This is a genomic window from Streptococcus suis S735, assembly GCF_000294495.1.
GTDB classification, from domain to species: Bacteria; Bacillota; Bacilli; order Lactobacillales; family Streptococcaceae; genus Streptococcus; species Streptococcus suis.
Map to the genome: position 1 here is coordinate 121,913 of NC_018526.1, position 14,755 is coordinate 136,667.

General features: G+C 42.5%; 14 protein-coding genes. 11 read left to right on the top strand and 3 right to left on the bottom strand.

All coding sequences use genetic code 11. From position 1 onward, the window contains the following. Nucleotides 1-39 precede the first annotated feature (39 nt). The gene (gene pepA / locus YYK_RS00795) at nt 40-1,101 is read right to left on the bottom strand and encodes a glutamyl aminopeptidase (RefSeq protein WP_012775476.1); all 1,062 of its coding nucleotides are present in this window, start codon (nt 1,099-1,101) and stop codon (nt 40-42) included. A 692-nt stretch (nt 1,102-1,793) separates the two neighbouring features. Between pepA and YYK_RS00800 the strand changes: the two genes are divergently transcribed. The 4 genes from YYK_RS00800 to ytpR are packed head-to-tail and all read left to right on the top strand — an operon-like array spanning nt 1,794 to nt 4,038. Continuing rightward, nucleotides 1,794-2,078, top strand: coding sequence for a DUF4651 domain-containing protein (locus YYK_RS00800; RefSeq protein WP_012774909.1), 285 nt, complete (start codon nt 1,794-1,796; stop codon nt 2,076-2,078). Further along, nucleotides 2,075-2,395, top strand: a complete 321-nt coding sequence (locus YYK_RS00805) for a thioredoxin family protein (RefSeq protein ID WP_011921732.1) — start codon at nt 2,075-2,077, stop codon at nt 2,393-2,395. The genes YYK_RS00800 and YYK_RS00805 overlap by 4 nt, the downstream gene beginning before the upstream one ends. Nucleotides 2,396-2,439: 44 nt before the next feature. Next, the gene (locus tag YYK_RS00810; RefSeq protein WP_011921733.1) at nt 2,440-3,396 is read left to right on the top strand and encodes a DUF1002 domain-containing protein; all 957 of its coding nucleotides are present in this window, start codon (nt 2,440-2,442) and stop codon (nt 3,394-3,396) included. 18 nt (nt 3,397-3,414) lie between these two features. After that, nucleotides 3,415-4,038 (top strand): YtpR family tRNA-binding protein, encoded by a 624-nt coding sequence (gene ytpR, locus YYK_RS00815; protein WP_011921734.1) that lies wholly within the window; start codon nt 3,415-3,417, stop codon nt 4,036-4,038. A 32-nt stretch (nt 4,039-4,070) separates the two neighbouring features. On the opposite strand, the gene YYK_RS00820 is transcribed toward ytpR, so the two are convergent. Beyond that, on the bottom strand, nt 4,071-4,850 hold the full coding sequence (locus YYK_RS00820) for a DUF2785 domain-containing protein (RefSeq protein ID WP_011922565.1): 780 nt from the start codon (nt 4,848-4,850) through the stop codon (nt 4,071-4,073). A gap of 54 nt (nt 4,851-4,904) precedes the next feature. On the opposite strand from YYK_RS00820, the gene YYK_RS00825 reads away from it, so the two are divergent. Further along, nucleotides 4,905-5,300: a single-stranded DNA-binding protein gene (locus tag YYK_RS00825; protein ID WP_011921737.1), complete on the top strand. Its 396-nt coding sequence runs from the start codon at nt 4,905-4,907 to the stop codon at nt 5,298-5,300. A 118-nt stretch (nt 5,301-5,418) separates the two neighbouring features. Here the strand turns inward: YYK_RS00825 and YYK_RS10230 are convergent, their stop codons facing one another. Next, complete coding sequence (locus YYK_RS10230; RefSeq protein WP_014917177.1) at nt 5,419-5,664, bottom strand: hypothetical protein; 246 nt, start codon at nt 5,662-5,664, stop codon at nt 5,419-5,421. Between the two features lie 197 nt (nt 5,665-5,861). Between YYK_RS10230 and groES the strand changes: the two genes are divergently transcribed. From groES to YYK_RS00860, 6 genes are all read left to right on the top strand, one after another. After that, nucleotides 5,862-6,143: a co-chaperone GroES gene (gene groES, locus YYK_RS00835; RefSeq protein WP_012774911.1), complete on the top strand. Its 282-nt coding sequence runs from the start codon at nt 5,862-5,864 to the stop codon at nt 6,141-6,143. A 10-nt stretch (nt 6,144-6,153) separates the two neighbouring features. After that, the gene (groL, locus tag YYK_RS00840; protein WP_012774912.1) at nt 6,154-7,776 is read left to right on the top strand and encodes a chaperonin GroEL; all 1,623 of its coding nucleotides are present in this window, start codon (nt 6,154-6,156) and stop codon (nt 7,774-7,776) included. 231 nt (nt 7,777-8,007) lie between these two features. Then, complete coding sequence (gene rpsL, locus YYK_RS00845; protein ID WP_002940030.1) at nt 8,008-8,421, top strand: 30S ribosomal protein S12; 414 nt, start codon at nt 8,008-8,010, stop codon at nt 8,419-8,421. A 16-nt stretch (nt 8,422-8,437) separates the two neighbouring features. Continuing rightward, nucleotides 8,438-8,908, top strand: coding sequence for a 30S ribosomal protein S7 (gene rpsG / locus YYK_RS00850; protein ID WP_002940031.1), 471 nt, complete (start codon nt 8,438-8,440; stop codon nt 8,906-8,908). Between the two features lie 556 nt (nt 8,909-9,464). Beyond that, nucleotides 9,465-11,546 (top strand): elongation factor G, encoded by a 2,082-nt coding sequence (fusA, locus tag YYK_RS00855; RefSeq protein ID WP_011921743.1) that lies wholly within the window; start codon nt 9,465-9,467, stop codon nt 11,544-11,546. 988 nt (nt 11,547-12,534) lie between these two features. Beyond that, on the top strand, nt 12,535-14,526 hold the full coding sequence (locus YYK_RS00860) for a M13 family metallopeptidase (RefSeq protein WP_014917178.1): 1,992 nt from the start codon (nt 12,535-12,537) through the stop codon (nt 14,524-14,526). Nucleotides 14,527-14,755 lie beyond the last annotated feature (229 nt).

The window sequence follows — 14,755 nt, forward strand, 5'->3', positions numbered from 1 at the left end:
AGGCTTTGCCGGGCATTCAACCCAGCAAAGTCTTTTGTTTTAATAATTTTTAATCAAATCAACCGTTGAGCGGTCTAGTTTTTTAACGATGGTCTGCAAGAAGGCTTGGGCCTCTAAGAAGTCATCCATGCTGTAGAGAGTTTGATGTGAATGGATGTAGCGAGCGCAGACACCGATAGTTGTTGATGGAACACCATGGTTTTTCAAGTGGGCTGCACCGGCATCTGTTCCACCTTTACCACAGTAGTATTGGAATTTGACACCTGCTTCTTCGGCAGTTGTGAGGAGGAAGTCTTTCATGTTTTTTAGCATGATGTGGCCTGGGTCATAGAAACGAAGCAGAGTTCCGTCACCAATTTTTCCTTGGTCGCCATAAATATCACCTGCGGGCGAGCAATCAACAGCGAGGAAAATGTCTGGATTGAACTTGGTTGTAGAGGCATGAGCACCACGAAGACCAACCTCTTCTTGCACATTGGCCCCAGCAATCAACTGATTTGGCAAAGCTTGACCAGATAGGCTTTCTAGTAGTTCGGTCACCATAAGGACACCGAAGCGGTTGTCCCAAGCCTTAGAAATGACATTTTTTCCGTTGGCTGTTAGAATGGTTTCATTTTTGGGAATGAGGACATCCCCCGGACGAACGCCGAACGCCCAAGCTTCGTCATAATTGGCAAAACCAGCATCGAAAATAATATCAGCAATGGCAGGCATGCCAGGAGCGTTAGCCCCTCGTGAAAGGTGAGGTGGTACTGAGCCTGAGATGGCTGGAATGGTACGACCGTCCTGCAACTGAAGAGTGAAGGCTTGGCTAGAAACAACCAGAGGATTCCAGCCACCTAGCTCAACAACACGGAAAGTACCGTCAGGCTTGATTTGGCTAATCATAAAGCCAACTTCATCCATGTGGGCGACCACTAGGATACGAGGAGCATTTTCAACAGCCGTATCCTTGATACCAAAAATTCCACCTAGCCCATCTGTTTCAATGCGGTCTACATGTGGCGTGATTTTCTGGCGGATGTGGTTGCGAACCTGTCCTTCAAATCCCGGTAAGCTTTGTAATTCGGTAACTTCTTTAATTTTTCCAAAAAGAGTCATTCTTCTTCCTCCATGACATGATTACTACTATTTTATCACGAAGAGCTAGACTTGTCTTGAAAATATAGAAAAATATAGAAAAATATGGATAGTATTGACAAGAATGATTGAAGTTTGCTAGGATAGAAATGCCCCTCAAAATAGAGAGGGGAGTGATTGTTAAGTGTGGGAAGCATTTATCGTCATTTAGTTTTTCTTTTATTACTTCGTTAATTCGCCTTGCCTAACTTCAGTTATGTCTGCGGCTCATTGCCTCGTACTAAAAGTAAACTAAAAGACTATATCACAGTTTTTCTTGTATCTTTGTTCGTCAGTTTTCTAACAGTTTTGTTTGAAAGATGGCTCAACAATCGTGACAATAGAGTGGGATTTATGACTTAGAGTTTGTGTCAACATCTCAGCGCAGTGGTTGATTGGTAGATTTGTTCGTGTTTCACACTCCAAATCTGACCTAATCAACTGTGCGTGGGCGAGACAACGAACTCCTTTGTTCTGTCTCGCTCCAAAAGAAAACCCTCAACGCTGGTAACGTTGGGGCATTTTGATTGCCAAGTGTTGACAAACATTTATCACTGTAAGACCATTCTATCTATTTTTAAGTCTTTTGTCAAGTGGTGCGAGTTTGTCTCAACTGTCACAAGTCCAATGGCATTTTTGGGAAAAATCCTGGGAAATATGATAAAATAGTCAACATGAAAAAGAAAAAGACAGCCTTGCTAGCAGGCTTATTGGGGGCAGGTGTGCTCACCGCTAGTGCTCAATTTTACCGTAAAATCCAAGAAGACCGTAAAAAAGCACAGGCCTTGCAGGAGGTGCGTGACTTTTTCGCTGATTTAGGAGAGATTGCCACGGTCTATGTGGATGAAACGGCTTCTACGCAGACCACTCTTATCGGAGGGGTTGTGATGGAGGCAGGACAGGTATTTTTGTTTGAAAATACCAAAGGTTCTATTCAATACAGGGAGGAAGAAAGATGATTTTTCCAACAAATCATGAAGAAGTAGCTGCCTTGATTGAAGATGGCAAGCCAACTGTTTTTCTATTTGTGACGACTTGGTGTGGAGATTGCCACTATATTAAACCGCATGTGCCAGCTATCGAAGAAGCTTTTCCAGATCTCCGTTTTGTGCAACTGGATCGAGATGACTTTATGCCTTTGGCACAGGAATGGGCTATTTTAGGCATTCCAAGTCTGGTTGTTTTGGAAAATGGTAAGGAAATCGGTCGTTTTGTCGATAAGAATCGCAAGACCAAGGAAGAAATCATGAACTTCTTATCTGGACTGGGTAGATAAATTAGCAGAGAAGCTCTGCCATTTCCCAAAAGAAAGGAAAGAACATGAAGAAATCATTAGGAAAAATCCTTCTAGCACCTGTGGTGCTGGGGTTGAGTTTGAGTCTTGCTCCCTTGGTGCAGGCTGAGATTCAAACAGATGTTATCAATGAAAAATGGGGCAAGCCAACACTAGTCTACGGTGGAGGTTTGTCAGATGCGCAGGCGACAGAGGTTAACAATCTATTTGGTATTTCGGATGTCAATAATGTCAGTCGTCAGGTGGTTGTTGGTACGGATATGGACCAATATTTAGGTACATCTGAAGCGGACACAGCCTCCCTCTATTCATCTGTCTTGGTGCAAAAGCAGGACGCTGGCAAAGGGGTTGTGGTGGATATTAAGACGCCACAGAACATCACCTTGATTACCGAAACGCAGTATGCCAATGCGGCTATTACAGCTGGTGCGACAGATGTCTTGATTGATGTAGCTTCTCCGATTCAGGTAACGGGGGAGTCTGCTTTGACAGGTGTTTACAAGGCTCTCGCAGCCAATGGTGAAACAGTTGATACAGCCCGAACTGAAGTAGCCCAACAAGAGCTAGAGACAGTCAATGAAGTGGCGACGGCTCATACAGGTGACACTAATTTTGATAGTTCGGCCTTGGATAAGGCAGTGGCGGAAATCAAGACTGCTCTTGCCGACTACAAAAAGTCCAATGGTCAGGTGGCTTCTGAGGCTGACATCAACACCATCATCAATGATGTTTTGGCCCAAAACGGTTTGGAAAATGTCATCACAGCAGATGAAGTTTCAAAATTAGTTACCTTTGCCAAAGCTTATCAGGAAACCTCTGCTATTGATTCGGCTGAGGTTGCTGCCCAGCTCAACCAGTTCAAGCAACAGGCGGAGCAACAAATTTCAGAAGCCTATAAGAATCTACAAGATTCAGGGATTTTAGAAAAAATCGGTGCCTTCTTTGAAAATCTTTGGAAAGGCTTGACCGGTCTATTTGCATAAAGGAGAAATGAAAAAGAAATGATTTTTACATATAATAAGGAACATGTCGGCGATGTTCTTATGGTGATTGTTGCGGAGGACAAGGGACAGGCTGTCCAGTTTGAACGCAAGGGTCAAGTGGCGCGTGTTTTCCTAGAAGAAACAGGAAAAACAGTGGCCTGGAATATTTTTGAAGCATCAAGTTTGGTTGAACTTGATGGAAATGGTCAAGTTTTCTTGACAGATGAACAAGTTGCGACCTTGAATGCTGAATTGGCTAAGGAAGGTTTTACTGAAAGCTTGGTTAACGACAATGCTCCAAAGTTTGTAGTCGGTCAGATTGTGGAATTGGTTCCTCATCCAGACAGCGACCACCTCAATATCTGTCAGGTCAATGTTGGTGACAAAACAGTGCAAATCGTAGCTGGTGCCCCAAATGCTGCCCAAGGATTGAAAACTATTGTGGCTCTTCCGGGGGCAATGATGCCGAGCGGTAGCCTGATTTTCCCAGGAAAATTGCGCGGTGAAGATAGCTTTGGTATGATGTGTAGTCCGCGTGAATTGGCACTGCCAAACGCACCACAAGTCCGTGGTATTATCGAATTAGACGACTCCGCAGTGGTCGGAGAGGCCTTTGATCCAGCTAAACACTGGAAGGGGTAGAAAAAGAAGAATTGGTCAGGTGGCCAATTCTTTTATGCTGGTTCAATTTTTCCTTCAATAGCCTGTTCGATTTCTTCGGTCGAGGCCTGTTGTGATTTGAGTTGGAAATAAAGACTGGACAGGAAATGCTGGAGATTGAGCCACCGGAAGTAGTCTACTGGTTCTTGATTTGGAAAGTCCAGCTTGCTAATCCATTCCGTCAGCTCTTGGCTTGACACTTTTTCATTCAGCAGGAGGTAGACAGGGATTTGTGCCAGACGGATTTCCTCGCCAGCTGAGAAAACTTTACTTTGTTTAGTTAGACAAGTGACAATAGTTTGCCAGACTTCTTTGCTTTTTTCAGCGGGAAATTGATCATGACAGCTTGTGGCCAGAAGAAAATCTGCTCCGTGGGCAGCGGTATGGATCCAACCGAGTTTTTCATCGTAGCCAGACCAGTCATTTTCAATCGTCAAATAATCCAAGGCCTGCTGGAAGAGTAGCTCATGGTCGTCAGTGCTTAAAAATGCATGATAAATAGACTCTGGCTCATTATCGACAGACAGCAACAGACAGTAAAGTAGGCAAGTAAAACTTCGTTTTTGTGTGGGGCCTTCTAGGGAAAATGGCTTGGTTTCTTGAGAGAATTGCAGTAGCGACTGTGCTTGTTCTCTTGTAATCAAGCCCTCCAAAAAGATATGGCAAAAACTAGCATAGACCAGTTCGTCGCGTATAGTAGGGTCTGGATGGCCGATGTTTTCCAACAACCAATCCAGTTCGGCATTGGTATATGGTTGGGAGGTCTGTATCTTTTCCATCAAAAATTCTTTCATGATTTTCGCTCCTTTTCTAATCCTTCTACGAATAGATAAGTAGGAGGATATAATATGTATAATAAAACAATTTTAATCGGTCGCTTGACGGCCCAACCTGAACTCACTCAAACACCAACTGGCAAAAATTTGACTCGTGTAACTGTCGCAGTCAATCGCCGATTTAAGACAGAAAATGGTGAGCGTGAAGCAGATTTTCTCAATGTTATTTTCTGGGGCAAACTGGCGGAGACACTTGTTTCTTATGGCAGCAAGGGTAGTCTGATTTCTATTGATGGTGAGTTGCGAACGCGAAAATACGAAAAAGACGGCAGCAACCACTATGTGACAGAGATTCTAGGCCAATCTTTCCAATTACTAGAAAGCCGTGCTCAACGTGCCATGCGTGAAAATAATACTGGTGATGACCTAGCTGACTTGGTCTTGGAAGAGGAGGAATTACCGTTTTAAAGCAATATCAGTCCCAAGACCGATGGAGTGTATTGAAAAATAGGCTATACTATAGTCAATCCTAAATATTTTTCATATCTCCTTAAAAACACCGACGAAAGTTGGTGTTTTTGGCTACTTATTTTCTATATTTCCACCATTCTATCAGCATGATAATTAGAGAAAGTAGGAGAACTCCGTAGAAGAAAAAGATGATGTAATGAGGGTGGGAAAAGAGAAGCCACCAGACTAGCCAGAGTAGGTAGGCGAATATCATTTTCCCCCAAAAGCCTAATTTACGTTTTAAAAACCATTCTGCAAAACTTTCGTAGGCTGAAAATCGGCTTTCAAGGTAATCAATTTTTAAATCTCTAAAAAATTTCATGAATACCCCCTAACTTTTTAAAAATAGTATAGCATAATTTAGCGGTAATGGATAGGCAAGTTCTGTCTCGGTCTCAAGATGGATTTTCATGAAAAAGGGATAGAATGTTCTTGACTATTTTTGACCAAGTGATACAATAGGAAATGTGAATTAGCACTCGAATACAAAGAGTGCTAAAAAGACCAGGAGGTAATACCATGTTGAAACCATTGGGCGATCGTATCGCCGTAAAAATTGAAGAAAAAGAACAAACAGTTGGTGGCTTTGTCCTAGCAGGCGCAAGCCAAGAAAAGACAAAAGAAGCAAGTGTCCTAGCGATCGGACAAGGGATTCGGACCTTGAACGGAGACTTGGTTGCCCCAGCGGTGGCAGTTGGAGATACTGTTTTGATTGATGCTCACGCAGGATTGGAAGTCAAAGACGGTGATCAGAACGTTCACATCATCCGTGAAACAGATATTTTGGCAATTGTAGAATAGAGGTAGAAAAATGGCAAAAGAAATCAAATTTGCAGCAGATGCGCGTGAAAGCATGGTCCGTGGTGTCGATATTTTGGCTGACACAGTCAAAGTAACCTTGGGTCCAAAAGGTCGTAATGTTGTCTTGGAAAAAGCTTACGGTTCACCACTCATTACAAACGACGGTGTAACCATTGCTAAAGAAATCGAGTTGGAAGATCATTTTGAAAATATGGGTGCTAAGTTGGTATCCGAAGTGGCTTCAAAAACCAATGACATTGCCGGTGACGGGACAACAACTGCTACTGTCTTGACCCAAGCTATCGTACGTGAAGGCTTGAAAAACGTAACTGCAGGTGCCAACCCAATCGGAATTCGTCGCGGGATTGAAGCCGCGGTTGCGACTGCGGTTGAAGCCTTGAAAGCACAAGCAAGTCCTGTATCCAATAAAGCTGAAATTGCTCAGGTAGCAGCCGTGTCTTCACGTTCTGAAAAAGTTGGTGAGTACATTTCAGAAGCTATGGAGCGCGTGGGAACAGACGGCGTTATTACTATCGAAGAATCTCGCGGTATGGAAACAGAATTGGATGTGGTTGAAGGTATGCAATTCGACCGTGGTTATCTGTCACAATACATGGTAACAGATAATGAAAAGATGGTAGCTGAACTTGAAAATCCATTTATCTTGATTACAGATAAGAAGATTTCTCATATCCAAGATATTTTGCCACTCTTGGAAAGCATTCTTCAGGCCAACCGTCCGCTTTTGATTATTGCTGACGATGTGGATGGCGAAGCTCTTCCTACACTTGTTCTCAACAAGATTCGTGGTACATTCAACGTTGTTGCAGTCAAAGCTCCAGGCTTTGGTGACCGTCGTAAAGCCATGTTGGAAGATATCGCTATCTTGACAGGTGGTACAGTCATTACAGAAGACCTTGGTTTGGACTTGAAAGATGCGACCATTGAAGCCCTTGGTCAAGCTGCCAAGGTTGTGGTCGACAAAGATGGTGCAACCATTGTTGAAGGTGCTGGCAATCCTGAAGCCATTGCCAACCGTGTGGCTGTTATCAAGTCACAAATTGAGGTAACCACTTCAGAATTTGACCGTGAAAAATTGCAAGAGCGCTTGGCTAAATTGTCAGGTGGTGTCGCAGTTATCAAAGTCGGTGCCGCGACGGAAACTGAGTTGAAAGAAATGAAACTCCGTATCGAAGATGCCCTCAACGCAACACGTGCCGCAGTTGAAGAAGGAATCGTTGCCGGTGGTGGTACAGCACTTGTAAATGTTATCGATAGCGTAGCGAAATTGGAGTTGAAAGGCGACGATGAAACAGGACGCAATATTGTCCTTCGTGCCTTGGAAGAACCAGTTCGTCAGATTGCCTATAACGCAGGCTATGAAGGTTCAGTTATCATTGATAAATTGAAGAATTCTGAGCTTGGCACTGGCTTTAACGCTGCGACAGGCGAATGGGTCAATATGATGGATGCAGGTATTATTGACCCTGTTAAGGTGACTCGTTCGGCCCTTCAAAACGCAGCTTCTGTAGCCAGCTTGATTTTGACGACAGAAGCAGTTGTTGCCAACAAGCCAGAACCAGCTGCTCCAGCTATGCCACAAGGTATGGATGGAATGGGTATGGGCTACTAAGAAATAGCAAAATGACACAGCTACTTGGCTGTGTTTTTTTCTTGAAAATTTCAAACATATCTATTTGACAATGGTTTTGGGATGTGGTACTATATTAGACGGTACTTTTTACTTTTGGTCTCTCAAGAGTGTACAGGGACGTGCTGACAAATGTTGCAAAAGTACACACAGATAGGGGTTGTCACCAATGCCCTATCACCAAAAATAAAAAATATATACAGGAGAATGTAGATGCCTACAATTAACCAGTTGGTACGTAAACCACGTAAGTCTAAAGTAGAAAAATCTAAATCACCAGCTTTGAACGTTGGTTACAACAGCCGTAAAAAAGTTCAAACAAACGTTTCATCACCACAAAAACGCGGTGTTGCAACTCGTGTCGGAACAATGACACCTAAAAAACCTAACTCAGCCCTTCGTAAATTTGCTCGTGTACGTTTGAGCAACCTTATCGAAGTTACTGCTTACATCCCAGGTATCGGTCACAACTTGCAAGAACACAGTGTGGTTCTTCTTCGTGGTGGACGTGTAAAAGACCTTCCAGGGGTACGTTACCATATCGTTCGTGGTGCACTTGATACTGCTGGTGTAAACGATCGTAAGCAAGGCCGTTCTAAATACGGTACTAAACGTCCAAAAGGCTAAGAAGGGGGAAATATAAATGAGTCGTAAAAATCAAGCGCCTAAGCGCGAAGTATTGCCAGATCCATTGTATAACTCAAAATTGGTAACTCGCTTGATTAACCGTGTTATGTTGGACGGTAAACGTGGTACTGCTGCATCAATCGTTTACGGTGCCTTTGATCAAATCAAAGAAGCAACTGGTAACGATGCACTTGAAGTATTTGAAACAGCAATGGAAAACATCATGCCTGTACTTGAAGTACGTGCACGTCGTGTCGGTGGTTCTAACTACCAAGTCCCAGTTGAAGTTCGTCCAGAGCGTCGTACAACACTTGGTCTTCGTTGGTTGGTAACAATCGCTCGTAACCGTGGTGAGCACACTATGATCGATCGCCTTGCGAAAGAAATCATGGATGCAGCAAACAACACAGGTGCAGCTGTTAAGAAACGTGAAGATACTCACAAAATGGCAGAAGCAAACCGCGCATTCGCACACTTCCGCTGGTAAGATAGGATATTTTAGCGTTAAACAAATGCTAGCCAAAATAGGAAAATTGACGCAGAAACTTCAGTTTCTAGGAGATTTTATCTTTTTGGCAGACATTTGTAGCTAAAATTCAACTAAGATTAAGATACGAGGGCGTCAAGCAACTCCTAGACAAAATAGGGAAGCGAAGCAGATTGCTGTGCAATCAATGAGGTTCATCTTTTTGTCAGCGAGTTGTAGCCCGAGTTCAATTAGGATGTAAGGACGTTAAGAAAATTCAAGGAAAAATAGGAAATCAGACGATGGACCTTAAGGTCCAAGGAAGATTTATCTTTTTTCCAGAATTTTTAGTTCGAACTCAACTAATTAAGATGTGAGGACGTTAAATCAGTTCTACATAAATCAATTGAGATTATGGTAGCAACTTATCGTTCAACCATCACAAATCGGATTGAGGCTTGCCTCGTCCACTTCACACCATTAGTAAGAACTTAAGCGGGTGGGATTTGCCCACTCGCTTTTCTTAAAATATGGTATAATCAGAATAGAAATCTAAAAATATAGGAGAACAAACCTCATGGCACGCGAATTTTCATTAGAAAAAACTCGTAATATCGGTATCATGGCGCACGTTGACGCGGGTAAAACAACGACAACTGAGCGTATTCTTTACTACACTGGTAAAATCCACAAAATCGGTGAAACTCACGAAGGTGCATCGCAAATGGACTGGATGGAGCAAGAGCAAGAGCGTGGTATCACTATCACATCTGCTGCGACAACAGCTCAATGGAACAACCACCGTGTAAACATCATCGACACACCAGGACACGTGGACTTCACAATCGAAGTGCAACGTTCACTTCGCGTTCTTGATGGTGCGGTAACCGTTCTTGACTCACAGTCAGGTGTTGAGCCACAAACTGAAACAGTATGGCGTCAAGCAACTGAATACGGTGTTCCACGTATCGTATTCGCTAACAAAATGGATAAAATCGGTGCTGACTTCCTTTACTCAGTAAGCACACTCCATGAGCGTCTTCAAGCAAATGCTCATCCAATCCAATTGCCAATCGGTTCTGAAGATGAGTTCCGTGGTATCATCGACTTGATCAAGATGAAAGCTGAAATCTATACTAACGACCTTGGTACAGATATTCTTGAAGAAGATATTCCAGCTGAATACCTTGAGCAAGCTGAAGAATACCGTGAAAAATTGGTTGAAGCAGTTGCTGAAACTGATGAAGAATTGATGATGAAATACCTTGAAGGTGAAGAAATCACAAATGACGAATTGAAAGCTGCTATCCGTAAAGCAACTATCAACGTTGAATTCTTCCCAGTATTGTGTGGTTCAGCCTTCAAAAACAAAGGTGTTCAGTTGATGCTTGATGCGGTTATCGACTACCTTCCAAGCCCACTTGACATCCCTGCTATTAAAGGTGTTAACCCAGATACAGATGCTGAAGAAGAGCGTCATGCATCAGATGAGGAGCCATTTGCAGCTCTTGCCTTCAAGATCATGACTGACCCATTCGTAGGTCGTTTGACATTCTTCCGTGTATACTCAGGTGTCCTTAACAGCGGTTCATACGTATTGAACACTTCTAAAGGTAAACGTGAGCGTATTGGACGTATCCTTCAAATGCACGCAAACAGCCGTCAAGAAATTGAAACTGTTTATGCAGGTGACATCGCCGCTGCGGTTGGTTTGAAAGATACTACAACTGGTGACTCATTGACAGATGAAAAAGCAAAAATCATCCTTGAGTCAATCCACGTTCCAGAACCAGTTATCCAATTGATGGTTGAGCCTAAATCTAAAGCTGACCAAGACAAGATGGGTATTGCCCTTTCTAAATTGGCTGAAGAAGATCCAACATTCCGCGTTGAAACAAACGTTGAAACTGGTGAAACAGTTATCTCTGGTATGGGTGAGTTGCACTTGGATGTCCTTGTTGACCGTATGCGTCGTGAATTCAAGGTTGAAGCAAACGTAGGTGCTCCTCAAGTATCATACCGTGAAACATTCCGCGCTTCTACACAAGCTCGTGGTTTCTTCAAACGCCAGTCTGGTGGTAAAGGTCAATTCGGTGACGTTTGGATCGAATTCACACCAAACGAAGAAGGTAAAGGTTTCGAGTTCGAGAACGCTATCGTCGGTGGTGTGGTTCCACGTGAATTCATCCCAGCGGTTGAAAAAGGTCTCGTAGAATCTATGGCTAACGGTGTTCTTGCTGGTTACCCAATTGTTGACGTTAAAGCTAAGCTTTACGATGGTTCATACCACGATGTCGACTCATCTGAAACAGCCTTCAAAGTGGCTGCATCTCTTGCCCTTAAAGAAGCGGCTAAATCAGCTCAACCAACTATCCTTGAGCCAATGATGCTTGTAACAATCACTGCACCTGAAGATAACCTAGGTGACGTTATGGGTCACGTTACTGCACGTCGTGGTCGCGTTGATGGTATGGAAGCTCGTGGTAACACACAGATTGTTCGTGCTTATGTACCACTTGCTGAAATGTTTGGTTACGCAACTGTTCTTCGTTCAGCAACACAAGGTCGCGGTACTTTCATGATGGTATTTGACCACTACGAAGATGTACCAAAATCTGTACAAGATGAAATCATTAAGAAAAACGGTGGCAATGCATAATTGTCTATCTACACCTACCTTCGGGTAGGTGTTTTTTTGGTACGACGGATATGTCACACATCTGAGCGTGATACTCATACTCTTCGAAAATCAAAATTATCCGTTGTCAACTTGCCTTGATGAACTCCAGTTCTATCTTCGGCTTCGTTTCCTAGGCTACTTTTGATTTTCATTGAGTATCAGTAGTTTATCTTTGATTGCTTCGACGAGCGAGGAAACTTCGTTTCCTTATTTCCAACTTCAAACACTTCACTGGAGTATTTGAACTCGCTTTGTCGTACTTTACAGAAGTGATTTGCGAGGCAAGTCTTATTTCCAACCTAGAACAGCCTTTAGGCTGTTCTAGCAACTTGCAGCTATTGAGACGAACTTGCTTCGCCCTATCTCCAGCCTTCAAAGGTTTCCCGAACCTTTGAAGCGAGTACTAAAAACAAACTAAACGACTACACTATATAAAACAGATATCCGCCAGATTCATTTTGGAAATATACAATGAGAAAGCTACAATTTATAAAAAATTACCCTAATTTAGGTGTGGATGGCTAACAAAAGATCAGGGTTTGCTATTTTGGGATTTCATTGGGTATAAGTTCCTGTTGTCGATGAACTCAACAGTGACTCCCAGGTCCGACTACTGTGAAATAAACGGATTAAAACAGTCTGGGGTTAGACTATTTCAGCTCAACAACTAGAAATTAGGAATTGTTGCCGAACTCTTTTGATCGTTCGAGTTCTCGCCTACTCACACTTAATCAGCTAAAATAAATGTTTTAAATTATTTAGAATTACTTTGTTTGGGAATGGTTATAAAAAATAAGAGAATTAATAGATAGGCTACAGAAGAAAAGCAGATATAAATGTTAGAATCCTTATAAGGTAGATCGATGAAAGAGTAGTTTAGGACCGCTAATTACTAAAGGAGGATGCTTGTATGGTGATGAAATAGTGGTACTAAGCACATTAACAATAAAAAGAAAGGACAGAAACCATGAGAAAAAAACTAAAATTTTTATTAGTAGCAGTCGCCTGTGCGACATTTTTGACAGCCTGTGGCACAAGTAATTCCTCGGCTCCCAAAGCAGGTGAAGCAACACCACAGACGGATTTTCATTCTTATATCAATGCGCAATGGTTGAAAAATACAAAATTAGGTGCCGGTGAATCGCAAATAGATAATCTGAGTCAACTCTCTGAGAAAACGCAAGAAGCGATACAGGAGATGATTGACCAGCTGGATATGGACTATTCCAAGCTGCAAGCTGGTAGTGATGAGAAAAAACTTATTGATTTTTACCGATTGGCAGCCGATTTTGATACTCGCAACAAATTGGGGTTAGAGCCTATTAAGCCTTATCTAGAGGAGATTAAAAAAGCCTCTACCATGGAAGAACTCAACAAGATTCTGGTGGCCCTATACGGCAAAAACATCCGCAATTTGCTTCATATAAACGTTACTCAAGATATAAAAGACAGTAACAAAAACACCATCTACGTTGACCCTCACGAGTTAAGTTTTCCAAAAGAAAATTATGATGGCACAGATGAATTTTCATTGAAAAATCAAAAAGCCTTTAAAGCCTATCTGCAGGAAGTATTTAGCTTGTCAGGAGAAACCTCAAAAGAAGCCTCTTCTAAGGCAGATCTCCTCTTTAATTTGGAAAAAGAGATGGCTGCAGTGCAACGGCCAAAAGAAGAAGCCAATAACTTTGAAGCCATGTATAACGAGAAGACTTGGGATGAGGTCAAAGCACTGGTTCCCAACCTACCGATTGCTGAGTTGGTTTCTGAGTTAGGACTTCAGAATGCCCCAACGACAGTCGTATCAGATCCAGATGCTCTAAAAAAATTAAATGAACTCTATCAAGAAAAGAATTTAGACGCTCTTAAGGCTCTGCTCCAATATCGTGTGATTGCCCATTACAATGCTTATCTGTCAAGCAATTTAATCGAGGCAAAAGCGAAATACGACGGCGTAGCAACCGGTGCGGTAGATACTCCGAGTCAGAAAGAAGTTGCTCAAGCGGCCATTGATGCAAATTTCTCCGATATGATTGGCAAAGTTTACGTTAAACACCATTTTTCAGAAGAATCCAAGGCTAATATCCTATCTATGGTTCAAGAGATTAAAGCGACTTATGCAGAGCGAATCAAAGCAGTGCAGTGGATGTCTGAAGAAACCAAGATGCGGGCCTTGAAAAAACTAGATACATTGGTTGTTAAAATCGGCTATCCAGACCAGTGGAAGGATTACTCACAACTTGCTATCCAATCCAAGGAAGAAGGGGGGAGTCTTCTTTCTAACTTCGATATGGTAAAAACACTTGAATTGCGTGAAGAGATGGGGCAATTTGGCAAGCCTTTTGATAAGTCGCAGTTCGGCATGCCTTCTCACACGGTGAATGCCTATTACAGCCCAACTAACAACGAAATTGTCTTTCCAGCGGGGATTTTACAGGCTCCTCTCTACGATCCAAAAGCTAGTCCCGAAGAAAATCTAGGTGGAATCGGGGCTGTTATCGGTCATGAAATTTCCCATGCCTTTGATAAGGCTGGTTCTCAATTTGATGAAAAGGGGAACCTTGTCAACTGGTGGAAACCAGAAGACCTTGAAAAATTTAATAAAAAGGTTCAACAGGCAGCAGATATCTACTCTAAATTGGAAGTGGCTCCGGGCTACTATGTCAATGGCGAAATTTCAACCGGTGAAATCATGGCGGATCTCGGTGGTTTAACGGTTGCCATTGATATTGCTCAGAAAAAAGGCTACGATACGAAGAAAGTCTTCGAGTCTTATGGTAAAGCATGGCGTGAAGTCACCACCAAAGAATTTGCTATTGCCAACATCAGCGACGAACATCCACCAGCTAAATATCGGGTTAACAACATTGTCAACCAAATTGATCAATTCTATACAGACTTCAATGTCAAAGAAGGGGATCCAATGTATGTGAAACCAGAAGACCGCCTACGAGTGTGGTAAAAGATTATAGAGGTGTCTGCGGTCCAAAATGGGCGGTAGACACCTTTTTAGGTAAAAAATAGAAGTAGCGGTAAACCAAGAATCGGTAAAAAATGTGTCGAGGTATGGCAATGCTATTAAGTTAAGTATTTAACCAGTCATAACCACCCGAGAAAACGCATGGCTATGATTTTTAACTTTTATTTTTTGGCCTTCTATTTTTTACATAAGATGAACCGGTAAGCAGTTG